This window comes from Achromobacter spanius, from assembly GCF_029637605.1.
Classification (GTDB): domain Bacteria; phylum Pseudomonadota; class Gammaproteobacteria; order Burkholderiales; family Burkholderiaceae_B; genus Achromobacter; species Achromobacter spanius_E.
This window is the reverse complement of sequence record NZ_CP121261.1, coordinates 3,050,949-3,072,858: the sequence shown is the minus strand read 5'-3', so window position 1 is coordinate 3,072,858 and position 21,910 is coordinate 3,050,949. Positions and strand designations below refer to the sequence as shown.

The 21,910-nt window shown below is 66.5% G+C and carries 19 protein-coding genes; 10 read left to right on the top strand and 9 right to left on the bottom strand.

Annotated elements, in window-relative coordinates:
* The first annotated feature begins 41 nt into the window (after positions 1-41).
* The 7 genes from P8T11_RS13690 (at position 42) to P8T11_RS13660 (ending at position 7,939) form a co-directional block, all read left to right on the top strand.
* Entirely contained in the window at positions 42-2,672 is a 2,631-nt protein-coding gene (locus P8T11_RS13690) for a TonB-dependent receptor (protein ID WP_268081437.1), read from the top strand.
* Positions 2,673-2,754: 82 nt separating this feature from the next.
* Entirely contained in the window at positions 2,755-3,801 is a 1,047-nt protein-coding gene (locus tag P8T11_RS13685; protein WP_268081438.1) for a hemin-degrading factor, read from the top strand.
* Positions 3,802-3,821: 20 nt separating this feature from the next.
* On the top strand, positions 3,822-4,655 hold the full coding sequence (locus P8T11_RS13680) for a heme/hemin ABC transporter substrate-binding protein (protein ID WP_268081439.1): 834 nt from the start codon (positions 3,822-3,824) through the stop codon (positions 4,653-4,655).
* Complete coding sequence (locus P8T11_RS13675) at positions 4,639-5,637, top strand: FecCD family ABC transporter permease (protein ID WP_268081440.1); 999 nt, start codon at positions 4,639-4,641, stop codon at positions 5,635-5,637. Before P8T11_RS13680 ends, P8T11_RS13675 begins: the two co-directional genes overlap by 17 nt.
* Complete coding sequence (locus P8T11_RS13670; protein ID WP_268081441.1) at positions 5,634-6,422, top strand: heme ABC transporter ATP-binding protein; 789 nt, start codon at positions 5,634-5,636, stop codon at positions 6,420-6,422. Before P8T11_RS13675 ends, P8T11_RS13670 begins: the two co-directional genes overlap by 4 nt.
* Before the next feature lie 110 nt (positions 6,423-6,532).
* Positions 6,533-7,015 (top strand): YajQ family cyclic di-GMP-binding protein, encoded by a 483-nt coding sequence (locus P8T11_RS13665; protein WP_050450041.1) that lies wholly within the window; start codon positions 6,533-6,535, stop codon positions 7,013-7,015.
* 18 nt (positions 7,016-7,033) lie between these two features.
* On the top strand, positions 7,034-7,939 hold the full coding sequence (locus P8T11_RS13660) for a LysR family transcriptional regulator (protein WP_268081442.1): 906 nt from the start codon (positions 7,034-7,036) through the stop codon (positions 7,937-7,939).
* A 51-nt stretch (positions 7,940-7,990) separates the two neighbouring features.
* Here P8T11_RS13660 and P8T11_RS13655 read toward each other — a convergent pair whose 3' ends face one another.
* Positions 7,991-8,875 carry a DNA-3-methyladenine glycosylase family protein gene (locus tag P8T11_RS13655; RefSeq protein WP_326494521.1) on the bottom strand — a complete coding sequence of 295 codons (885 nt, stop codon included), beginning with the start codon at positions 8,873-8,875 and terminating at the stop codon, positions 7,991-7,993.
* Positions 8,876-9,032: 157 nt separating this feature from the next.
* On the opposite strand from P8T11_RS13655, the gene P8T11_RS13650 reads away from it, so the two are divergent.
* The 3 genes from P8T11_RS13650 (at position 9,033) to P8T11_RS13640 (ending at position 12,229) form a co-directional block, all read left to right on the top strand.
* A complete protein-coding gene (locus P8T11_RS13650) occupies positions 9,033-9,974 on the top strand; it encodes a DUF3829 domain-containing protein (RefSeq protein WP_240669371.1) in 942 nt (313 codons plus the stop codon).
* Between the two features lie 118 nt (positions 9,975-10,092).
* Positions 10,093-11,178, top strand: a complete 1,086-nt coding sequence (locus tag P8T11_RS13645) for a tartrate dehydrogenase (protein WP_268081443.1) — start codon at positions 10,093-10,095, stop codon at positions 11,176-11,178.
* Positions 11,179-11,245: 67 nt separating this feature from the next.
* Positions 11,246-12,229, top strand: coding sequence for a Bug family tripartite tricarboxylate transporter substrate binding protein (locus tag P8T11_RS13640; RefSeq protein WP_268081444.1), 984 nt, complete (start codon positions 11,246-11,248; stop codon positions 12,227-12,229).
* Between the two features lie 73 nt (positions 12,230-12,302).
* Here the strand turns inward: P8T11_RS13640 and P8T11_RS13635 are convergent, their stop codons facing one another.
* From P8T11_RS13635 to urtB, 8 genes are all read right to left on the bottom strand, one after another.
* Complete coding sequence (locus P8T11_RS13635; RefSeq protein WP_268081445.1) at positions 12,303-12,908, bottom strand: phosphatase PAP2 family protein; 606 nt, start codon at positions 12,906-12,908, stop codon at positions 12,303-12,305.
* A 164-nt stretch (positions 12,909-13,072) separates the two neighbouring features.
* Positions 13,073-14,617: a PepSY domain-containing protein gene (locus P8T11_RS13630; protein ID WP_268081446.1), complete on the bottom strand. Its 1,545-nt coding sequence runs from the start codon at positions 14,615-14,617 to the stop codon at positions 13,073-13,075.
* Positions 14,618-14,640: 23 nt separating this feature from the next.
* A complete protein-coding gene (locus tag P8T11_RS13625) occupies positions 14,641-16,842 on the bottom strand; it encodes a TonB-dependent receptor (protein ID WP_268081447.1) in 2,202 nt (733 codons plus the stop codon).
* 239 nt (positions 16,843-17,081) lie between these two features.
* Positions 17,082-17,507: a DUF2946 domain-containing protein gene (locus tag P8T11_RS13620; protein ID WP_268081448.1), complete on the bottom strand. Its 426-nt coding sequence runs from the start codon at positions 17,505-17,507 to the stop codon at positions 17,082-17,084.
* A gap of 107 nt (positions 17,508-17,614) precedes the next feature.
* Positions 17,615-18,313 (bottom strand): urea ABC transporter ATP-binding subunit UrtE, encoded by a 699-nt coding sequence (gene urtE, locus P8T11_RS13615; protein WP_268081449.1) that lies wholly within the window; start codon positions 18,311-18,313, stop codon positions 17,615-17,617.
* A 2-nt stretch (positions 18,314-18,315) separates the two neighbouring features.
* Complete coding sequence (urtD, locus tag P8T11_RS13610) at positions 18,316-19,155, bottom strand: urea ABC transporter ATP-binding protein UrtD (protein WP_268081450.1); 840 nt, start codon at positions 19,153-19,155, stop codon at positions 18,316-18,318.
* On the bottom strand, positions 19,152-20,279 hold the full coding sequence (gene urtC / locus P8T11_RS13605; RefSeq protein ID WP_268081451.1) for an urea ABC transporter permease subunit UrtC: 1,128 nt from the start codon (positions 20,277-20,279) through the stop codon (positions 19,152-19,154). Before urtC ends, urtD begins: the two co-directional genes overlap by 4 nt.
* Positions 20,276-21,907: an urea ABC transporter permease subunit UrtB gene (gene urtB / locus P8T11_RS13600; protein ID WP_268081452.1), complete on the bottom strand. Its 1,632-nt coding sequence runs from the start codon at positions 21,905-21,907 to the stop codon at positions 20,276-20,278. The genes urtC and urtB overlap by 4 nt, the downstream gene beginning before the upstream one ends.
* Between the last annotated feature and the right edge of the window lie 3 nt (positions 21,908-21,910).

The window sequence follows — 21,910 nt, the reverse complement described above, 5'->3', positions numbered from 1 at the left end:
GGCAAACGAATGCCGATACCCGTTGGATCGAAAGGACGACCATGGCTTATCTTCCCGCCGGCCGCGCAAGCGGCTCCCGACCCGCGCAGGCTGCGCATCGCGTGACTCACCTGACGTGCGCCGTGCGCGCCGCCTTGGCGTTGGCCGCCGTGTCCGCCGCGACGCTGCCGCTGGCCGCCGCCCAGGCGCAATCCGCGCAAACCACGCAAGCCAGCGCCAGCGCCGCGCGCAGCTATCGCATTCCGGCGGGCACGCTGGCCGAGGCGCTGCCGCGCTTTGCCGACAGCGCGGGCGTAACGGTGTTGTTCGATGCCGCGTTGGTGGGCCAGCGCCGCACATCGGGCTTGTCAGGCACCTACTCCGTGGCGGACGGCTTTGCGCGTTTGCTGGAAGGCAGTGGCCTGGCCGTGCAGGAGCGTAGCGCGGGCGTCTTCGTGCTGCGTGCCGCGCCGCAGCCCGGCGTGACGCAACTGGCGCCCGTCAAGGTGGAAGGTGAGGGCGCGTTGATCACGCCGGTCTGGGAAACCAGCACCGACCGGCAACGCATGGACGACTTGCAGATCAAAAACTGGAGCGACCTGGGCAAACGCGCCGAAGCCGGCGTGAGCTTCAACCGAACCACCAACAGCATCAACATTCGTGGCCTGGATCAGGACCGCGTGCTGACCCGCGTGGACGGCATCCGGCTACCGTGGCTGGACGACGGCGCGCGCGGCGTGAAGGGCGGCCTGGAAGCCGTGGACTTCAACAGCCTGTCGCGGTTGGACATCGTGCGCGGCGCGGACGCCACCGGGGGCGGCTCCGGCGCCATCTCGGGCATTGCCGACCTGCGCACGCTGGACCCGTCCGACCTGCTCACCGACGGCAAGACCTTCGGCGCGCTGGCCAAGACCGACTACGACTCCGCCGATTCAAGCTGGGGCGCCAACGCGGCGCTGGCGGGGCAGATCCACAGCAATACCTTCTGGCTGGTGCAGGCGGGCGTGCGCAATGGCCATGCCCTGGACAACCGGGGCGACGTGGGCGGCTACGGCCCGCAACGCAGCGAACCCAGCCCCGAAGACTACGACCAGCGCAGCTTCCTGCTGAAGCTGCAACAACGCGTGGAAGGCGGCCACCGCTTCGGCCTGACGGGCGAAACCTTCAAGCGCAATGCCGACATCGACAACATGTACGAGCAGGGCGCGGGCACCAGCTACCTGTACGGCGAAAACAGCACCAAGAAAGAAACCGAGCGCGAGCGCGTGTCGTTCGACTATTCCTACCAGGCGCCCAGCGCGGGCGGCCTGATCGACACGGCCACCGCCATCGTCTACTGGCAGCGCGTGCGGCTGGACAACTCACTGGATGGCGTGCGCAGCGTGGATTCGCGCGCCCGCATCATTCCCGGCGACCCGTTCCGCTACGGCTTTCCCAGCGGCCCCTACGGGCGCAGCAACTCCATCCAGCAGACGCTGTTCGGCGTGAACGGCGAACTGACCAAGCGCTTTGCCGGCACGTCCGTGTCGCAACTGTGGACGGTGGGCGGCGAATGGTACGGCAACAAGACCGAGCAGAATTCCAGCGGCTACGACAATTGCCCGGCCATCCCCCCGGGCCTGCCCGCGCTATTCGGCCCGCGTGCCTGCGACATGCTGCATACCAACCAGGCCGACGTGCCGCAGTCCAAGGGCAACCAATGGGCGCTGTGGGTGCAAGACGAATTCAGCTTCGCCGACGGCCGCTACACCGTCATGCCGGCTCTGCGCTACGACCACTACGAACAAAAGCCGCAGTCCACCGACAGCTACGACAGCAATCCCAACGCGGGTGCGCTGCCGCCGTCCAACAGCGGCAGCCGCTTTTCGCCCAAGCTGCTGGCCACGTGGAAGGCCATGGACGAACTGAGCGTCTACGCGCAGTACGCCTACGGCTTCAAGGCGCCCAGCGCCAGCCAGCTCTACACCAACTATGGCGGGCCCGGCACCTATCTGCGCGTGGGCAATCCCTACCTGAAACCCGAAACCAGCAAGGGCTGGGAACTGGGCGCCAAGATCGGGTCTGACGCGCTTGGCGGTGCGGTATCGTTCTTTGATAACCGCTATCAGAACTTCATTGACAGCAATCAGCCGCTGGACGCCAATTCGCCGCAATGGCAGGCGGGCTGGGCGGGGCAATATCCGCTGGGAATCACGGGCAACGTCAACCGCGCCAAGGTGCGCATCTATGGCGCCGAGGCCAGCGCGCACTGGAAGTTCTCGCCGGGTTGGCGTACCTGGGGCTCGCTGGCCTGGGCCGTGGGCAAGGATGAAGGCACCGGGCAATACCTGAATTCGGTGGCGCCGCTGAAGGCCATTCTGGGCGTGGGCTACGGCCGTGATGTGTGGGGCGTGGACGCCATGCTGACCACCGCGCTCAAGCGCGACAAGGTCGAATACCCCGATGCGTCGGCCACCACGCCCAATGCCGATTTTCAAGCGCCGGGCTATGGTGTGGTGGACTTGATGGGTTATTGGCGGCCTGCCGCCGTGAAGGGGCTGCAAGTGCAGGCAGGCGTGTTCAACCTGTTCGACAAGAAGTATTGGGAAGCCATCAACGTGCCGACGGCGGGTTCGCTCGCCTTGCCGCGCACGGTGGATTGGTACACGGAACCGGGACGCAGCGTGCGCGTGTCGCTGACGTACCAGTATTGATCTCGCGCCGCCGCCGGCATTGGTCCGGCGGCGGCAGTTTGCATATCGAAGCGCAAGCAACACCCAAGGCTGGAGGCCTACGATGACGAATCAAGATTTCAACACCCGCGCCGAAGCACTGCGCGCCCGCAACGAAACGCTGGCCGCGTCGCAGCCGGGCCTGCGCGCCCGCAACCTGGCGCAGGCGCTGGGCGTGTCCGAAGCGGAGTGGATTGCGGCGGGCTGTGGCGGTGTGAGGTCCACCGCGCTGCACGGCACCCCGCAAGCCATCTTCCGCGAACTGGGCACGCTGGGCGAAGTGATGGCGTTGACGCGCAACGACTGGTGCGTGCACGAGCGCCACGGCGCGTATCTGGACATTCAGGCCGACGGCCCGGTGGGCCTGGTGCTGGGACCCGACATCGACCTGCGCGTGTTCTTCACCGCGTGGAAGTCCGCCTGGGCAGTTGAGCAGGACGGCCGCCACAGCCTGCAATTCTTCGACGGCGCCGGCGTGGCGGTGCACAAGGTCTACCGCACCGACGCCACCGATGCCGCCGCCTACGACGCGCTGGTGGAAAAGTTCGCGGGCGAGGCGCAATGGCCTGGCACCGAAGCCTATGCGCCCGCCACGGATGCCCACGAGGTCGACGACGCCGCAAGCTGGCGCGAAGCCTGGCTGGGCATGAAGGACACGCACGAATTCTTCCCGCTGTTGCGCAAGTTCAAGGTGTCGCGCCTGGCGGCGTTGGCGGCGGCCGGTGAAGACCTGGCGCAGCCCGTGCCGGCGGAATCGGTTGAACGCATGTTGCAGTCGGCGGCGGAATCGGGCCTGTCCATCATGTGCTTCGTGGGCAACCGCGGCATGATCCAGATCCATACCGGCCCCGTCCAGCAACTGCGCCGCACCGGCCCTTGGTACAACGTGCTGGACCCGAAGTTCAACCTGCATCTGGACACCACCGCCATCGCGTCGGCCTGGGTGGTGAACAAGCCCACGTCCGACGGCTGGGTGACCTCGCTTGAGGTGTATGCCGCCACGGGCGATCTGATCGTGCAGTTCTTTGGCGAGCGCAAGCCCGGCAAGCCGGAACTGGCGGGCTGGCGCGAATTGATGGTGGGCCTGTGCGGCGCGCCGTTGGCGGCTTGAAAACGACCCAAGGACGCTTGATGAAAAAATGGTTGGCAATTGCGTTGGGCTGGGTTGTCGCGGTGGGCGTGCATGCCGCCGAACCCAGCCGGGTAGTGAGCCTGGGCGGCAGCGTCACGGAAATCGTCTATGGCTTGGGTGAGGGCGACCGGCTGGTGGGCGATGACCTGTCCAGCCTGTATCCCGAGGCCGCCACCAAGCTGCCGCGCGTGGGCTATTACCGCGCCGTGCCGGTGGAAGGCGTGTTGTCGCTCAAGCCCGACCTGGTGCTGGCGTCGGAACAGGCGGGGCCGCCGGACGCGCTCAAGCGCTTGGCCGGTGTTGGCGTGCGGGTGGTCACCGTATCGGATGCGCCCTCGGTGGATTCACTGAAGGCGCGCATCCGCGCCGTGGCTGAGGCGTTGGGCGTCGCGCCCGCGGGCGAGCGCATGGTGGACGAGGTCACCCGTGAACTCGCGCGCGCCGAAGCCATCCCGGCCACGCGCGCGCGCGCCTTGTTGCTGCTGAACCGCACTGGCACGCCGCAGGGCGCGGGCCGCGACACCGCCGCCAACGAGGTCATGCGTATGGCGGGGCTGGTCAACGTGCTGGACAGCCAGCAAGGCTATAAGCCCTTGTCCGCCGAGGCCATCGGCGCGCTGGGGCCGGACCTGATCGTGGTGACGCAGGCGTCGCTGGATGCCGGCGGCGGCATGGAAAAATTCCTGGCGCAGCCGGGGATTGCCGGGTCTCAGGCGGCGGTAAAGCGTCGGGTGGTGGTCATGGACGACCTGTTGATCCTGGGCATGGGACCGCGCCTGCCCCTGGCGCTGACCCAGCTCAAGCAAGAGGTTGCCCATGTCATGGCGCGTTAGCGCGCCCTTGGCCTTGGGCCTCTTGGCCGTGGCGCTGGTGCTGGCCGTACTGGCCGCCAGCGCCCACGGCGCGGTGTCGATTCCGTTGCGCGAACTGCCCGCGCTGCTGTGGGGCCCGGCCACGCCGGACAACGCCCTGTGGCGCAATGTGCTTGTCGACATCCGCCTGCCGCGCGTGCTGTTCGCGGTGGTGGCAGGCGCGGGGCTGGCGATATCGGGCGCGGCCATGCAGGCCTTGTTTCGCAACCCGCTGGCCGAGCCCGGGCTGATCGGCATATCGGCGGGCGGGGCCTTGGGCGCGGTGGCCGCCATCGTGCTGACCTCGGGCGGCTTCTGGATCACCGCGCCGTCGGCATTCGTCGGCAGCCTGGTGGCCACGATGTGCGCCTACGCCGTGGGCCGGCGCGTGCCGGGCGTGGCGGGGCTGCTGCTGGCGGGCGTGGCCATCACGGCGATGTCGTTCAGCGTGATCGGGCTGTTCACCTTTGTGGCCACCGATGCGCAACTGCGCGACCTGACGTTCTGGAACATGGGCAGCCTGGGCGGGGCCAACTGGAATGTGCTGGCGTTCCTGGGGCCGTGGGTGCTGCTGATGAGCGCCTGGCTGATCAGCCAATGGCGCGTCATGAACGCCTTGCTGCTGGGCGAGCGCGAGGCCCAGCACCTGGGCTACGCGCTCAAGCGTGTGCGCGCGCAACTGGTGCTGGCCAGCGCGCTGATCGTCGGCCCGCTGGTGGCGGCCACCGGCACCATCGTCTTCGTAGGGCTGGTGGTGCCGCATCTGGTGCGCATGACCCTGGGCGCCAATCACCGCTGGCTGCTGCCCGCCACGGTTCTTGCTGGTGGCCTGGCGCTGGTGCTGGCCGACTGGATGGCACGCACGGTGGTCGTGCCCGCCGAATTGCCGATCGGCCTGGTCACGGGGCTGGTGGGCGGCCCGTTCTTTTTGTGGCTGCTGGCGCGCGGACGGAGGCTGGGATGACGCTGGCCGCACACCAACTGACGCTGTCGCGCGGGGCCACGCGCATCCTGACCGATGTGTCGCTGGCGGTACGCCCTGGCGAAGTCGTGGGCTTGCTGGGCGCCAACGGTGCGGGCAAGTCCACGCTGCTGGGAGCGCTGGCGGCCGAGCTGTCGGCGGATGCCGGCCAGTTAAGCCTGGACGGCGCCGCGCTTGCCGGCATGGCCTTGTCGCGGCAAGCGCGGCGCCGCGCCGTCCTGCCGCAAAAGCCGGGCCTGACCTTCGACCTGGACGTGCGCGAGGTGGTCGCCATGGGCGCGTACCCCTTTCCCGAACTGGCGCCCGCCCAGGTCGACGCGCTGGTCACCCAGGCGCTGGACCTGGCCGACGCGGCGCACCTGGGCGGCCGCCGCTATCCCGAACTATCGGGCGGCGAACAGCAGCGCGTGCAGTTCGCGCGCGTGCTAGTGCAATGCCACGCCGCGCGCGCGCCCGGTGAAGCGCGCTACCTGTTGCTGGACGAGCCCACCGCCAGCCTGGACCCCAAGCACCAGGGCGACCTGCTGCGCCGCGCCTGGCAACTGGCGCACGACGGCAATACGGGCGTACTGGTGATCCTGCACGACATGAACCTGGCCGCGCGCTGGTGCGACCGCCTGCTGCTGCTGAGCGGCGGCCGCGATATCGCGCAGGGCACGCCGACGGACGTGTTGACCCCCGCCAACCTGTATCTGGCGTTCGGCATCGACGCGCAGGTGATCCCGCATCCGCTGCAACCGGACCGCCTGCTGGTGTTGACGATGTGAAGCGGTGACGTACAAAGAGGCTACGCACAAAGAAGTGACGATGGGAAGCCCGGACCAGGGCCGGTAAAATAGACGGCCAAATTTCACTCATCACCCACAGGACCCGTGTCATGCCTACTTTTGACGTCGTCTCCGAAGTCGACAAACACGAACTCACCAACGCCATCGACCAGGCCAATCGCGAACTCGCCACCCGCTTCGACTTCAAGGGCACCGAGGCCAAGTTCGAACTGGAGGGCTTCGTCGTGACCCAGGTTGCCTCCAGTGCGTTCCAGCTCAAGCAGATGCTCGACATCTTGCGCGGCCGCCTGTCGGCGCGCGGCATCGACGTGCGCTGCCTGGACGTGGCCGACCCGCTGGAAAACCTGGGCGGCGCGCGCCAGAAGGTCACCATCAAGCAGGGCATTGAACAGCCCGTGGCCAAGAAGCTGATCGCCGCCATCAAGAACGCCAAGCTCAAGGTGGAATCGCAGATCAATGGCGACAAGCTGCGCATCAGCGGCAAGAAGCGCGACGACCTGCAAGCCGCCATCGCGCTGTTGAAAAAGACCGACGTGGACCTGCCCCTGCAGTTCGAGAACTTTCGCGACTAAGCGCCCCGGCCGATCAGCATGGGGCACTCCAGCGAACTGCAACTGGTGGTTGAGCTGGCGCGCGCGGGCGGCATGTCCGCCGCCGCCCGGCAGTTGGACGTGACCCCGGCGGCCGTCAGCAAACGGCTGGCGCAGATTGAAGCGCGGCTGGGCGTGCGCTTGTTCAACCGCAGCACCCGGCGCCTGAGCCTGACCGCCGAAGGCGAGGTCTACCTGGAAAGCGCGCGCCGCATTCTGGATGAAATCGAAGACCTGGACCAGCTTATCGCCAGCCGCCAGGACAGCCCGCGCGGGCGTTTGAAGGTCAACGCGCCCTTGGGCTTCGGCCGCAGCTACATCGCGCCCGCCATTGCCGAATTCGCGCAGAAGTACCCCGACGTAACGCTGCAATTGCAGTTGACCGACAGCCCCGCCGACTTCGTGCGCGACGCGTTCGACGTGGCGATCCGATTCGGTGACCAGCCCGACACCCGTCTGATCGCCCGCAAGATCGCGCCCAACCGCCGGCTGGTGTGCGCGTCCCCCGGCTACCTGAAAACGCATGGCGTGCCGACCACCCCGCATGACCTGGCGCGCCATCAGTGCATCGTGCTGCGGCAGAACGAAGACGCCTACAGCCTGTGGCGTTTCACCAAGGGACGCCGTAGCGAAACCGTGAAGGTGCGCGGCGCGCTGAGCAGCAACGATGGCGAAGTGACGCTGACCTGGGGCCTTGCGGGCCTGGGCATCTTGCAGCGCGCCGAATGGGACCTGGCGCGCTATCTGCGCAGCGGCCGCTTGGTGCGCGTGCTGGAGGACTACGCGCTGCCGCAGGCGGACATCTACGCGGTGTTCCCGGAACGCCATCATCTATCGGCCAAGGTCCGTATCTTCGTGGACTTCCTGGTCGGCTATTTCCAGCAGGACACTCCCGCGCGCTGGTAGGCCGGGTGGGTTTCAGACTAGATGCGGTTCAGCCTCGATGCGGCTCAGCCCTCAACCCGCCGACCACAAATGCTGCGCGGCATAGGCCCGCCAGGGCCGCCATGAATCGGCACGCGCCAGCAGTTGCCTGGGCGTGTAGGCGCGCGATTCCAATTTTTCCAAGGCCCGGATCAGGCCGATGTCCGCGCTGGGAAACGCATCGGGCTCACGCAGTTGCCGCAAGGCAATGTATTGCGCCGTCCATTCGCCGATGCCCCGGATGGCGCGCAACCGCGTGACGGCGTCTTCCAGGCTGCTGCCGGGTTCGAACAAACGCGGGTCCGCCACCGCTGCGGCCGCCACGGCGGACAAGGTGGCTGCCCGGCTGCGCGGCATGCCCAGCACGGCCAGCTCGGCGCGCGCCACCACCTCGGGCGTGGGAAACACATGCGTCAGCCCGTCCTCCGGCAGCAACAGCAGGGCGCCGTGCGCGGCCACCAGCTTGCCCGCCAGCCGGATGGCGGCCGACACCGTGATCTGCTGGCCCAGCACGGCGCGCATCGCCAATTCAAACCCGTCCCACGCGCCCGGCACGCGCAGGCCGGGACGCGCGGCGATCAGCGCGGCCAGCACGGGGTCGTGCGCAAAGCGCGCCGCCAGCGCCACCGGGTCGGTGTCCAGATCCAGCATCCGCCGCATCCGCGCAACGATGGCCGGCAGCGCCTCCGCGCGCGCCACGCGCACCGTGGCTTGCAGCGCATTGCCCCGGGCCGGTTGCACGCGGATCGTGCCCTGCACGCCATCCAGGCTGATCGTTCGCGCATAGCTGTCGCCGTCCACCCGTTCGATGCCGGGAATGGCGCGCAACCGCAGAAAGCTCAGCATGGCCGCCCAGTCGTAGGGCGGGCGGTAGGCAAGCCGTATGGATTCTTCGTGGAGGTCGGGGGCGAGTGTCATGCCGGCCATGCTAACGCGACCAGAATTTCAGCAGAAGGTCGCATCTGGCAAACCCTTGTGACAGCTCTGAATGACTTTGTAGCGTGTTAACGATGTGGGCGGAATATGATGCGTTCCCTTTTTTGGAGAACAGATGTTTATGTCGCGCCCCTTGTGCATGTCCGCCCTGTTAGCCGCCACGTTGATGCTCGCCGCGTGCGGCGACGACAACGCCAAGCCGGAAGCGAAAACCGCCGAAGCCAGCACCGCCCAGGCCGAGATCATCAAGTACAACCAGTACGTCGATACGGCCAACGGCATCAACCAGTCGTTTGAAGAAACGCTGGACCAGTACGAGCAGTACATGGTGCCCAAGCTGGCCGACAAGAAGCCCGTGAAGGACTACGTCATCGGCAACGACATCATGGTGTTGCGCACCAAGGAAAAGCTGGAAAAGGCCCTGGCGATGCAGCCCGCCATTCCCGAGATCGACGCCGCTGCCAAGGACTTCGCGCAGGCTTTGGGCAAGCTGGCTCCGCTTAGCACCGACCTGCAGAACTACGCCGCCGCCAAGACCTTCCTGTCGGACAACGGCGCGCTGGCACGTGAAAAGAGCCCGGCCTACGTGGCCGCGCTGACCGAGGTGGCCAAGGCCGAAAGCGCCTTCTATCACGGCATTTCGGTGAAGGACACCGCCAACACCAAGGAAGCGTTTGAAAAGGCCAAGAAGGATACCGTGGCGTACTACCGCGCCGGCATGGTGTATTACGGCAAGTCCACGCTGAATCAGGCGACCGGCATTTTTGACGGCACCGGCCTGGGCGACAAGAAGGACGCCTTCAAGCAAGACCTGGACAAGCTCAACGAGATGGCGCTGGGCTTTGACAAGAAGACCCGCGAAGCCAACCCCAAGGGTTGCGCCAGCACGATGATGCAAGCCAACGCCTTCCTGGCGGCGGGGCGCAAGGTGCTGGAGCACACGGAAAGCGGCCGCTACAAGGAAGACGCCGCGCGCACGGGCGCCTTCAAGATGATGCGCCCCACCATCGTCGACGACGCCTATGGCCTGCGCCAGAACTTCAACAACCTGATCAACAATCTGAACGTCAGCCGCTGCTGATCTCCGGCACAACATCTTCAACCTGAAGTTGAAGATGTTGTGAATGGCGCTGCGCGCATGGCGCGCGGCGCTCGGTACATTGCCGACAGACCCTTATCAGCAAGGAGCCCTGTCGGCCATGAAGACCTATCGCATCGCAACCATTCCCGGCGACGGCATCGGCAAGGAAGTCATTCCGGCCGGCCAGCGCGTCTTGCAGGCCCTGGCCGACGAAGGCGGACTGCATTTCGAGTTCCAGAATTTCGACTGGGGCGGCGACTACTACCGCCAGCACGGCGTGATGATGCCGGCCGATGGCCTGGACGCATTGCGCGACAAAGACGCGATTCTGTTCGGCTCGGCGGGCGACCCCGACATTGCCGACCACATCACCCTGTGGGGCTTGCGCCTGAAGATCTGCCAGGGCTTTGACCAGTACGCCAACGTGCGCCCCACGCGCATCCTGCCCGGCATCGACGCGCCGCTCAAGCGCTGCACGCCCGAGCAACTGAACTGGGTCATCGTGCGCGAAAACTCCGAGGGCGAATACTCCGGCGTGGGCGGGCGCGTGCATCAGGGCCATCCCATCGAAGCCGCCACCGACGTATCGATCATGACGCGCGCCGGGGTCGAACGCATCCTGCGCTTTGCCTTCAAGCTGGCGCAATCGCGGCCGCGCAAGCTGCTTACCGTGGTCACCAAGTCCAACGCGCAGCGCCATGCCATGGTGATGTGGGACGAGATCGCGCTGCAAGTCAGCCGTGAATTTCCGGACGTGACCTGGGACAAGGAATTGGTGGACGCGGCCACGGCGCGCATGGTCAACCGGCCCGGGTCGCTGGACACCATCGTTGCCACCAACCTGCATGCCGACATCCTCAGCGACCTGGCCGCGGCCCTGGCCGGCAGCCTGGGCATTGCGCCCACCGGCAACATCGACCCCGAACGCCGTTACCCGTCCATGTTCGAACCCATCCACGGGTCGGCCTTCGACATCATGGGCCAGGGCCTGGCGAATCCGGTCGGCACGTTCTGGTCGGTGGTGATGCTGCTTGAGCATTTGGGCGAAAACGATGCGGCGGCACGCTTGATGCAAGCCATCGAACAAGTCACCGGCACGCCCGCGCTGCACACGCGCGACCTGGGCGGCCAGGCCACCACCGAAGATGTCACGGCCGCGGTGTGCGCGCGGCTGGCGCAGGGCAAGGCAGTAAAAGCGGCATAGCGCTGGAGGGCGCCTGGCCGGCAATACAACAAGAAGCGAAGTTCATTCGTAATCCAAGGAGACAAGCATGTCCAAGCAAATTACCCGCGCGCGCGCGTTGGCGTTCGCGTGCCTGTTCAGCCTGCCGCTGGCAGGCGGCATGGCTGTTGCACAGACGTATCCCACCAAGCCGATCAGCCTGGTGGTGCCGTTTCCGGCGGGGGGCACCACCGACGTGTTGGCGCGCGCGCTGGGCCAGGAGCTAAGCAAAAGCCTGGGCCAGCCGGTGGTGGTGGAAAACAAGCCCGGCGCGGGCTCGACCCTGGGCGCGGATTACGTGGCCAAGGCCGCGCCCGACGGCTACACCTTGCTGATGGGCGCGGTGCATCACACCATTGCCACCAGCGTCTACAAGAGCCTGCATTACGACTTCCAAAAGGACTTCGCGCCGGTCACCACGGTGGCGCTGGTGCCCAATGTGTTGGTCGTCAACCCCAAGCTGGACGCGACCACCGTGCAAGGTTTGTTGAAACTGGCGCAGGCCGCGCCCGGCAAGCTGACCTTCGGGTCCAACGGCATGGGCACCGGGCAGCATTTGATTGGCGCGCAGTTTGAGCAAGAAGGCCACGTCAAGCTGCTGCATGTGCCGTACAAGGGCAGCGGGCCGCTGACGACGGACCTGCTGGGCGGGCAGATCGATATGTCGTTCGACACCATCACGCCCGTGCTGGCGCACATACAAAGCGGCAAGCTGCGGGCGCTGGCGGTTACCACCAATAAGCGTTCAGAGGCGCTGCCCAACGTGCCGACGATGGAAGAGGCCGGCCTGAAGCCCTTCAACATGGGCACCTGGTTCGGCGTGCTGGCGCCGGCCGCCGTGCCCAAGGACGTGGTGACTCGGCTGAATGCCGAGATGGTGAAGATCATCAAGTCGCCCGATTTCTCGCGCCGCATGGCCGAGATTGGCGCGGTGCCTATCGGCGATACGCCGGCGCAGATGCGCGCCCGCATCGGCACGGACACCGCGAATTACGCCAAGCTGGTGAAGGACGCGAACGTGGCGATCAACTGAGCTTGCGGGTTCGCGGCTTGGTTGGCTGCTCGGTCCGCTCCCCGGTCCGCTCCCCGGTTTGCAGTGGAAGCCGCTACGCGCGGATCCAGCCGCGCGCAATCGGCATGGCCAGCAGCTTGCGGTAGATGGCTTGCGCGGCCAGCGTCAGCGGCGCGCCAACGCGGTTCCACACCGCCGCGGTGGCTGCTGCCGCGACGGGCGCCAGGATCAGGCCGCCTGCGATGTCCAGGGGAAAGTGCACGCCCAGGTATACGCGTGACGTGCCCACGACCACGGCGGCCAGCAGCGCTGCCCAACCCCAGCCCGCCCAGCGCCGGTCGAAGATCAGCGCGAACGCAAACGTGGCGATGATGATGGTGTGGTTGCTGGGGAATGACGAGGTGGCCTTGTGCGGGAAAAAGGCGTGGCCCAGGCCCAGCACAAAGGGACGCGGCTGCGGCCACAGCGCGCCGCACAGGTAGCTGATGAACAACGCCGCGCCAATGCTGGCCAGCACTTTCAGGGCCAGGCTGCGTTGCGCCTGCCCGCCCCACAGCCACATCGCCACCAGCGCGCCCGGTACGAACAGGATCAATCGGTTGGCCAGCAGCAAGGCGGCCTGGATCTGCCAGGCGGCGGTGGCCGGGTCGGCGTTGATCGACAGAAACAGGGCATGGTTCAAAGCATCCAGAGCATTCATGACACGTCATCGCAGCGTAATAATCAATAGTCGCGATGGTAGTGGGGTTACCCGTCAGTCCGCTTACAAAATGCGGCGGAGTGCGGGCTTTTACTTCTGGACACGCGCTTCGTTATTTGTCTGGATAGTGCTTCGGGATGAGCCTTCAGCGTCATCCTTCTGTTTCATCCTCCCAGCTTCTTGCCCAGCCGACGCCACCCAACTACAACCCCGGTCAGGGTCAACGCGGCGCCGCCCAGGCTCAGGACGATCAGCAAGACATCCCATAAGGGCCGGCGTGACAACAGGCCGGTCCAGTCCCAACTGTGCAGAAACGAGAACAGCCAGCGGCTGACGCGATTGCTGCGGTCTTGCTGGCCCACGATCTGGCTGGTGGCCGGATCCAGATAGACCCAGGTGGCTTGCGGGTTGTCGTAGACCACGCGCCAGATGGGCAGCGGCTTTTCCACATGGCCCAGCATGGCGTGCGCGTCGCGTGCGTAGTAATAGAAGTCGTAATGAGTCAGCACCTGGACCTCGCGTACCTTGGCGCCCGGCAGCAGGCGCGTAGCGGCCTCGCGCAAGTCGCTTTCGGCGAACGTAGAGGGTGTGGCGTCGATGGCCGACAGCACGCGCGGCGCGCCCACGGTAGTGCGCGCCAACGCCACGTCCTTGCCGGCCGCGCGGGTCCACACCAATTCGCGCGGGGCGCTGGGCAGGGCGGCGATCAGTTCGCGCGGCGCGGCCAGCGGCGCGTCGGCCGGGGGACCAGCGTAGGCACTGTATGCCAGCGGCGCCGCTGTGCTGGTGAAGAGCTTCCACGGGTTCATCGACATCAGGCCGCTGAAGATCCAGGTAATGGTGATGGCGGCAAACAGCAGGCCGCTGATGTGATGCCATCGCATCATGCTTTCGCGGTAGGGCGAACGGCTGCCCGTGGCGTAGGGGCGCGAAAAGCGCCAGCGCAGGAGGCCCACGACGGTGCCCGTCAGCGCCAGCACCACGCCGGCCACCGACAGCCACACCACCACGTCGTGCCACCAGCGATCCAGCGCATTGCCGCGCAACGGATACAGCCAATGGATCCACGCGCCCGCGTAGTTCCAGGCGCGTTCGTTGCGCGTGGCGTCCAGCACCACCGCGCCGGTGGCCGACGATACGTACAGCCGCGTACGCGCCGGGTCGTCCATGTCGACGCGGTGCAGCGGCCGGTGCACATCCAGTGACCCGGAGTGGGTGTAGACGTCTTCATCCACCGTCTCCTGATGACGCGCGGCGTATTGGCCGCCAAACCACGCCAGCGCGGTTGCTTTGGCCACGGCCGCGTCGGCGGGTGGCAGCAGCGCGCCGCTGGCGGCGTCCACCACCTTGGGCGCCGTGCGCGGGGCGCCAGGCACCAGATAGACCGGCGCGCCGGCCCGCGTGGCGGCCAGGCTCAAGCCGCTTGTGTCGCGGGAGCCCGCCGCCGCCAGCGCCTGGGCGGGGGTGATGGCGATGGCGGCGGCATCCAGCGGCGCCAGGTGCGTCAGCCGTTCCTGCGGCGTCAGCTTGGGGTAGCCCACGTACATCATCACCACACCGGAAATAAACCACATGGCGAAGAACAGGCACAGCACGATGCCGGCCCAGCGATGGATCAGGTAGAGCCATCGCTTGAGGCGCGAGGACAGCGGCGGCCCGGCGCGGCGGGCGGGCTTACTTGCGGCTTGGCGTGTGGACGTGGCGCTCATGGCATTCCCCTTAAGCGCGTTCGTCAGAACCGCATTTGCAAGCTCAGTTCCACCGAACGCGGCGCGCCCAGGTAGAACATCGTGGGGCTGGCGTTCGCGGCGTAGACCTTGTCGGTCAGGTTGCGCACGCGGAAGGTCGCGTCCACGTTGCGATTGATCCGGTGCGACAGCGCCGCGTCAAACACCGTGTAGGACGGCGCCCACACCGTGTTGGCCGCGTCCGCATACGTACGGCCCACGTAGCGCGCCGCGACGCTGGCGTTCCAGTCCGGCACGAAGGCGTAGTCCACCCACACGTTGGCCAGGCGGCGCGGCGTGTTGGTTGGCACCTTGCCGTTGCGTGATACCGAAGCGCCACCGACCGACTGCGTGAAGTCGTCGTACTTGGGGTCCACAAAAGCCACGTTGCCTTGCAGCGACAGCTTGGACGTCAGTTGCAAACCGCCCGCCAGTTCCACGCCGCGCGCGGACTGCGCGCCCACCGGCACGCTGACGCCGGGGTTGTTGGGGTCGGACGTCGCCAGGTTCTTGCGCTTGATCTCGTAGACCGACACGGTGGCCGCGCCGCGCCCATCCCAGAAGTTGAACTTGCCGCCCACCTCGGCCTGCGTGCCGGTGGTGAGCTTGTCGTTGTTCAGCACGTCGGCGAATGACGCGGTGGCCATCAGGCCCGACGGGGGATCGGCCGCGGTGGCGTACTGTGCGTACAGCGATGCTTCCGGGCTGATCTCCCAGTTCACGCCCAGGCGCCCGGTCAAGGGCGAATAGCTGCGCTGCGCGCTGGCGGGTGACGTGGCGGTGACGGCGCGGCGGTTGGTCAGGTCCAGGTCGATGAAGTCCTTGCGCAGCGCCGACACAATGGCCACGCCGGGCAGCACTTGCGTGCGGTTTTCCAGCGTCAACGCAAAGGTGCGGATGCGGTTCTCGCGGTCAGGCTTGTGGCCGCGCGTCATGCCGGGAATGTCGTAGAAATCGCCCGCCGAAAAGTCGTAGGGGTCCACGGCGTCCACCTGGCCGGACAGGCTGGTGGGAAAGCGCGTGACCTTGTTCTGGCTGATGTCGGCGCCGAACGACCAGTCGCTGCGCAGGCCCGCGATGGAAGAGCGGTAGAGCCCTTCGACGCGGTTGCCGATCAGGCGCTGCTCGTGCCGTTGCAGCAGCGCGCCCGAACGCAGTACCAGGCTGTTATCCGCGTTGAAGCGATAGCTTTCCAGGTTGCGGAAGTCGCGGTCCGCGCGGTAGTGGTACAGCGTGTTCTTCAACGTCAGGTTCGACCCCGCGCGCCATTCGGTCACGGAACGCGCCCACAGCACCGACTGCTCGTACAGGCCGTCATTCACGTTGTAATTCTTGAAGCGCGTGCCATCCATGATGTGGCCTTCGCCTTGCACCACGCCGTTGGCGTTGGTCTTCAGCGGCGTGCCCCAGTAGGGGCGGTCAACCTGTTCGCGCTGGAACTCAAAGGCGAAGGTCTGGGTGACGTCGGCGCCCAGGTCCGACAGCAAGGACGCGGCCACCTGGGTGGCGCGGCTATGGTTGCCGTCGACCCAGCCGTGGCTGGAACCGGTGTTGGCGTCGATGCGCAGGTAATGGCCTTGGCCGCCGGCATCGCCCGCCAACTGCTGGTTCAGGCCGATGGAATACTGCTGGCTGTTGAACGAGCCCAGCCGGAACTGCGCGTCGTAAAAGGTGTCGCGTTCGGGCAGCTTGGTCACGTAGTTGATGGCGCCACCCACCGCGCCCGCGCCGAACAGAAAGGTGGCGGGGCCGCCAATGGCCTCGACGCGGTCGTAGATCCAGCTATCGACGGGGCGTCCGGCAATGGCGTCGTACTGCACGGAAATGCCGTTGAACAATTGCGACACCTGGCCGCCCGAGAAGCCGCGGTAGCTGACCGCGCCGGCATTGCCCGGGGGCGAGGCGTTGTCCACGCCGGGGATGCCGCGCGCGATTTCTTGCGTGTTCAATGAGCCGCGCGCTTCGATCTGCTCGCGCGAGATCACGGTGACGCTGGCCGGCGTTTCGCGCAGCGTCAGGCCCAGGCGGCTGCCGGTGCTGTCGTGGGCGTCCAGGTCGATCACGCCGTTGGGGGCAGGTGCGGCGTGGTCCGCGCCGTAGACGGTGGTGGGCGCCAGAATCTTCACGGCGGGTTCGGCGGCCAGGGTCAGGGCCGGACTGCCGGCGATGGCGCTCAGCAGCAAGGCATAGAGAGTCGTGTGTTTCATGTCGGAGGTCGGCAAACGAGCAAACGAGCAAACGGGCGAGCGCATCCAGCGCGCCGCTTTGGATAAGCGGGGCGCGACGAGTCGCAAGGGTCTGATGTCGACGGCGCTAAGCCTGGCGGCAGAAGCCGCTAGTCGTGCGTGTCAGGGGAGACGGTGGCGTGGGCGCATGGCGCTGCCGCAAGCAATGACGGGAAACCGACGTGTCGGTAAACCTCTGCGGCAGACAACCGTAGCCCCGCTTAGTTTGCGGGCGGTGCGCGCGGCTGTACCGCGCTCCAGGCATGAAGGGAGTTTTCCGCCAGGAAGAACAGCGGCGGGTAGGTGATGGCGCGGCCCACGGGGGCGGGCACCACGGGCACGGGCGCGGGCAGGATGCTCACGTCGGCTTGGGGGTTGCGGCACAGCGGGCAATGATGATCGCCATGGGCGTCATCGGCCTTGCTGCTGTGCGAGTCGTCGTGCGAGTCGTTGTGTGGCACTTCCAGCGTCAGGGTGCCGCTGGCTTCACCTTCGCTGACGCAGTATTCAACGCTGATGCGATGGAAGTGATGGCCGTCAGGCGACAGGCTCAAGGCATGGGCTAGCGACGGCGCCAACGACGCCCACAGGATCGCGGCAAGCGCGATCCACAGGTTGGGGCGGGTCAGGAAAGTAGCGAAGCACATGGAGCGGAATTATATCGGAGCAGTTTTCCGATGCGTGCGCAGTATCAAGGAAATATTAAGACGCCCGTCCGCGTCTATTTCCTCATGGCGTTTCCGTTAGCCCGCAGCTATACCGACAAGTGCCGACGCACGTCCTCGCCGTCGATGGCGCTGCGGTCGCCGCTGGCCACCACTTCCCCGCGCGACAGCACGACGAATTGGTCGGCCAGTTCGCGCGCGAAATCGAAGTACTGCTCGCACAGCAGGATGGCGATGTCGCCGCGTTCGCGCAGCATGTGGATCACCCGCGCGATGTCCTTGATGATGGACGGCTGGATGCCTTCGGTGGGCTCGTCCAGGATGATGAGCTTGGGCTCGGCCACCAACGCGCGCGCAATCGCAAGCTGTTGCTGCTGACCGCCGGACAAGTCGCCGCCGCGCCGCGACAGCATGCTTTTCAGCACGGGAAACAGTTCAAAGACTTCTTCCTTGATGCGGCGCGCGCGGGCGGCGGGCTTCGTCGCCATGCCCATCAGGATGTTCTCTTCCACCGTCAGCCGCGCAAAGATGTCGCGGCCCTGCGGCACATAGGCCATGCCGCGCGCGGCGCGCTGGTGGGGCGCCAGGCGCGTGATGTCGGCGCCGTCGAACGCGATGTTGCCGCTGGCCACGGGCAACACGCCCATCACGCATTTCAGCAGCGTGGTCTTGCCCACGCCGTTGCGGCCCAGCAGCGCCAGGCACTCGCCCTGGCGCACCGACATCGACACGCCGCGCAGCGTGTGGCTGCCGCCGTAGTATTGGTTGATCGTGCTTACGTCCAGCATGTTTAGCGCCCCAGGTAGACTTCGATCACGCGCGGGTCGGCTTGCACCTTGCTCATGGGGCCTTCGGCCAGCACCGAGCCTTCGTGCAGCACGGTCACCTTGCCGTCGCCCGCGATCTGGTTGACGAAGTCCATGTCGTGTTCCACCACCATCAAGGAATGGCGGCCGCGCAGTTCGTTAAGCAGCTCGCCGGTGCGTTCGGTTTCGGCGTCGGTCATGCCGGCAACCGGTTCGTCCAGCAGCAGCAACTGCGGCTCCTGCATCAGCAGCATGCCGATTTCCAGCCACTGCTTCTGACCGTGCGACAGCAGGCCGGCAGGGCGTTGCACTTCGGGACGCAGGCGGATCAGGTCCAGCGTTTCGCCAATCTTGTCGGCCTGTTCGCTGGTCAAGCGCGAGAACAGCGTGGGCCGCACGCGCTTGTCCGTCTTCATTGCCAGCTCCAGGTTTTCAAACACGCTGTGCTGTTCAAACACCGTGGGCCGCTGGAACTTGCGGCCGATGCCCGCGTGCGCGATCTCCGCTTCGTTCAGAGTGGTCAGGTCGATGCTCTGGCCAAAGAACGCGGTGCCGGCGGTGGGCCGCGTCTTGCCGGTGATGACGTCCATCATCGTGGTCTTGCCCGCGCCGTTGGGGCCGATGATGCAGCGCAGTTCGCCCACGCCGATGTCCAGCGTCAGGTCGTTCAGCGCCTTGAAGCCGTCGAAGCTGACGGTAATGCCTTCCAGGTACAGAATGGCGCCGTGGCTGGTGTCCAGGCCCTTGGGGCTGACGCGGCCGTAGCCGGCGTCGCCGCTGGGGCCACCGTCCAGCGAGGCCAGTTCGGTATGCGTGCTGGTCATGCCTTCTTCTCCTGCAAGCGTGCCGTGATGCGGCGGGCCAGGCCGACGATGCCGGTGGGCAGGAACAGCGTCACCAACACAAAGATCAGGCCCAGGGCGTACAACCAGAATTCGGGCAGCACGCTGGTGAACCAGGTCTTCAGGCCGTTGACGGCGCCCGCGCCGATGATGGGGCCGATCAGCGTGCCGCGCCCGCCGGTGGCCACCCAGATCACCATTTCAATCGAGGTCTCGGTGGACATTTCGCTGGGGTTGATGATGCCCACCTGCGGCACATACAGCGCGCCCGCGATGCCGCACAGCACGGCCGACAAGGTCCACACGAACAGCTTGAAACCCAAGGGGTCGTAACCGATGAAGCGCAGCCGGCTTTCGGCATCGCGCACGGCGGTCAGCACGCGGCCCAGCTTGGATTGCGTGACGATGCGCGCCAGGATCAAGGCGCCCGCCAAGGCCGCCAGCGTGATCCAGTACAAGGTGGCGCGCGTGCCCGGCGCGGTGATGTCAAAGCCCAGGATGCGCTTGAAATCGGTAAAGCCGTTGTTGCCGCCAAAGCCCGTGTCGTTGCGGAAGAACAGCAGCATGGCGGCGAACGTCAGGGCTTGCGTGATGATCGAAAAGTACACGCCCTTGATGCGCGAGCGGAAGGCAAAGTAGCCGAACACAAAGGCCAGCACGCCCGGCACCAGCACCACCAGCAGCATGGCGTACCAGAAGTGTTCGGTGAACGCCCAGTACCAGGGGTAGTCCTTCCAGTCCAGGAACACCATGAAGTCGGGCAGGTTGCTTTGGTAGACGCCGTCGCGGCCAATGGCGCGCATCAGGTACATGCCGTGTGCGTAGCCGCCCAGCGCGAAGAACAGGCCGTGCCCCAGCGACAGGATGCCCGCATAGCCCCACACCAGGTCCAAGGCCAGCGCGGCCATGGCGTAGCACATGAACTTGCCCAGCAGCGCCACGGCGTAGGCCGACACATGCAGCGCATGGCCCGGCGGAAACACCAGGTTCAGCAGCGGCAGCAGCGCCAGCAGCGCGGCCGCCACGGCCAGGGCCGTCCAGGCGCGGCCCGAAAAAAGTGGGCGGCGGGTCAGCAAGCTCAGATCGGTCAGCGCGGTCTGTTTCATTCAACGCTCCGGCCGCGGGGGGCGAACAGGCCTTGCGGCCGTTTTTGGACAAACAGCACAATCAACACCAGGATGGTGATCTTGGCCATGACGGCGCCCGCATAGGGCTCCAGGAATTTGTTCACGCCGCCCAGGCCCATCGCGGCGATGACGGTGCCGGCCAACTGGCCCACACCGCCCAGCACCACCACCATGAACGAATCCACGATGTAGCCACGGCCCAGGTCTGGCCCCACGTTGCCCAACTGCGACAGGGCCACGCCCGCCAGCCCCGCAATGCCGGACCCCAGGCCAAAGGCCAGCATGTCGACGCGTCCGGTGGGCACGCCCACGCAATCGGCCATGCGCCGGTTCTGCGTAATGGCGCGCACGAAGAGGCCCAACCGCGTGTGGTTCAGCAGTACCCACACCAGGAACACCACGAAGAACGCAAAGCCGATGATGACGATGCGGTTGTAGGTCAGCACCAGCCCGCCCAGTACGTTGATGCCGCCGGACATCCAGCTGGGGTTGCCCACTTCCACGTTCTGCGCGCCGAACAGCGTGCGCACGCCTTGCATCAGCATCAGGCTGATGCCCCAGGTGGCCAGCAGGGTTTCCAGGGGGCGCCCGTACAGCCAGCGGATCACGGTGCGTTCCAGCGCCATGCCCACCAGCGCCGTCACCACGAAGGCCAGCGGCAACGCGGCCACCACATACCAGTCCAGCCAGCCCGGCAACCAGGCGCGGAACAGCGTCTGCACCACATAGGTCACGTAGGCGCCAATCATCAGCAGCTCGCCATGCGCCATGTTGATGACGCCCATCAGGCCGAAAGTGATGGCCAGGCCCAGCGCGGCCAGCAGCAGCACGCTGCCCAGGCTGATGCCATAAAAGAGGTTGCCCGCCCATTCGATGGTGGCCAGATGGCGGTCGATCTGCTTGAGCGCCGTGGCCGCCGCATCGCGCACGGCCGCATCGGGTTCGACGTAGACGCCGTCGCGCTGTTGCGTCAGCGAGGCCAGCATGGGGCGGAAGGCGGCGTTGCGTGTTTCGCCCAGCACCTCCACGGCGTGCAGGCGCTTGGCGGGGTCGGTGCTTTTCAGTTCCAGGTTGGCCTGCGCGATCAACAGCGCTTCGCGCACGGCTTCGTTCTTTTCAGAGGCCAGTGCTTTTTCAAGCATGGGCAGGCGCGCCGGGTCGCCCGTCTGTTGCAGCCGACGCGCGGCGCTCAGGCGTTCCTCGGGCTGATCCGAGAACAAGCGCGAACCCGCCAGCGCGGCCTGGATGGCGCGGCGCAGGCGGTTGTTGATGCTGACGGTGCCGCTGTCGGCGGGCAGGTCCACGGCCGCGCCCGTGACGGGGTCGGTGGCGCGTGTGTCGTCCTGCCCGATCAGCACGCGGCCGTCGGCCGTTGCATAGAGCTGGTCATTGCCCAGCGCCTGCAAGACCGCCGCCGCGAGCGGGTCAGGGTGTTGGCCCAACGCGGCAATCGCTTGCAGCTTGGCGTCGGTGTCGTCGCCGGCCAGCGGCGCAAGCAGGGCGGGGTCCACGCCAGCCGCGGCCGCGGGCGCGGCCAGGAGCGGCATGGCCAGCAGCCACGCAAGAATTGAACGACGCAAGAAATGGGCGATTGCCGCGATGTGCATGCT

Bases quoted from the DNA above. Each gene is read 5' to 3' on its own strand.
- P8T11_RS13690 (WP_268081437.1), top strand. From the start codon at position 42: ATGGCTTATCTTCCCGCCGGCCGCGCAAGCGGCTCCCGACCCGCGCAG.
- P8T11_RS13630 (WP_268081446.1), bottom strand. From the start codon at position 14,617: ATGAGCGCCACGTCCACACGCCAAGCCGCAAGTAAGCCCGCCCGCCGC.
- urtB (WP_268081452.1), bottom strand. From the start codon at position 21,907: ATGCACATCGCGGCAATCGCCCATTTCTTGCGTCGTTCAATTCTTGCG.
- P8T11_RS13660 (WP_268081442.1), top strand. From the start codon at position 7,034: ATGGGGCACTCCAGCGAACTGCAACTGGTGGTTGAGCTGGCGCGCGCG.
- P8T11_RS13620 (WP_268081448.1), bottom strand. From the start codon at position 17,507: ATGTGCTTCGCTACTTTCCTGACCCGCCCCAACCTGTGGATCGCGCTT.
- P8T11_RS13625 (WP_268081447.1), bottom strand. From the start codon at position 16,842: ATGAAACACACGACTCTCTATGCCTTGCTGCTGAGCGCCATCGCCGGC.
- urtD (WP_268081450.1), bottom strand. From the start codon at position 19,155: ATGACCAGCACGCATACCGAACTGGCCTCGCTGGACGGTGGCCCCAGC.
- urtC (WP_268081451.1), bottom strand. From the start codon at position 20,279: ATGAAACAGACCGCGCTGACCGATCTGAGCTTGCTGACCCGCCGCCCA.
- P8T11_RS13635 (WP_268081445.1), bottom strand. From the start codon at position 12,908: ATGAATGCTCTGGATGCTTTGAACCATGCCCTGTTTCTGTCGATCAAC.
- P8T11_RS13640 (WP_268081444.1), top strand. From the start codon at position 11,246: ATGTCCAAGCAAATTACCCGCGCGCGCGCGTTGGCGTTCGCGTGCCTG.
- P8T11_RS13645 (WP_268081443.1), top strand. From the start codon at position 10,093: ATGAAGACCTATCGCATCGCAACCATTCCCGGCGACGGCATCGGCAAG.
- P8T11_RS13650 (WP_240669371.1), top strand. From the start codon at position 9,033: ATGTCCGCCCTGTTAGCCGCCACGTTGATGCTCGCCGCGTGCGGCGAC.
- urtE (WP_268081449.1), bottom strand. From the start codon at position 18,313: ATGCTGGACGTAAGCACGATCAACCAATACTACGGCGGCAGCCACACG.
- P8T11_RS13665 (WP_050450041.1), top strand. From the start codon at position 6,533: ATGCCTACTTTTGACGTCGTCTCCGAAGTCGACAAACACGAACTCACC.
- P8T11_RS13670 (WP_268081441.1), top strand. From the start codon at position 5,634: ATGACGCTGGCCGCACACCAACTGACGCTGTCGCGCGGGGCCACGCGC.
- P8T11_RS13675 (WP_268081440.1), top strand. From the start codon at position 4,639: ATGTCATGGCGCGTTAGCGCGCCCTTGGCCTTGGGCCTCTTGGCCGTG.
- P8T11_RS13655 (WP_326494521.1), bottom strand. From the start codon at position 8,875: ATGACACTCGCCCCCGACCTCCACGAAGAATCCATACGGCTTGCCTAC.
- P8T11_RS13685 (WP_268081438.1), top strand. From the start codon at position 2,755: ATGACGAATCAAGATTTCAACACCCGCGCCGAAGCACTGCGCGCCCGC.
- P8T11_RS13680 (WP_268081439.1), top strand. From the start codon at position 3,822: ATGAAAAAATGGTTGGCAATTGCGTTGGGCTGGGTTGTCGCGGTGGGC.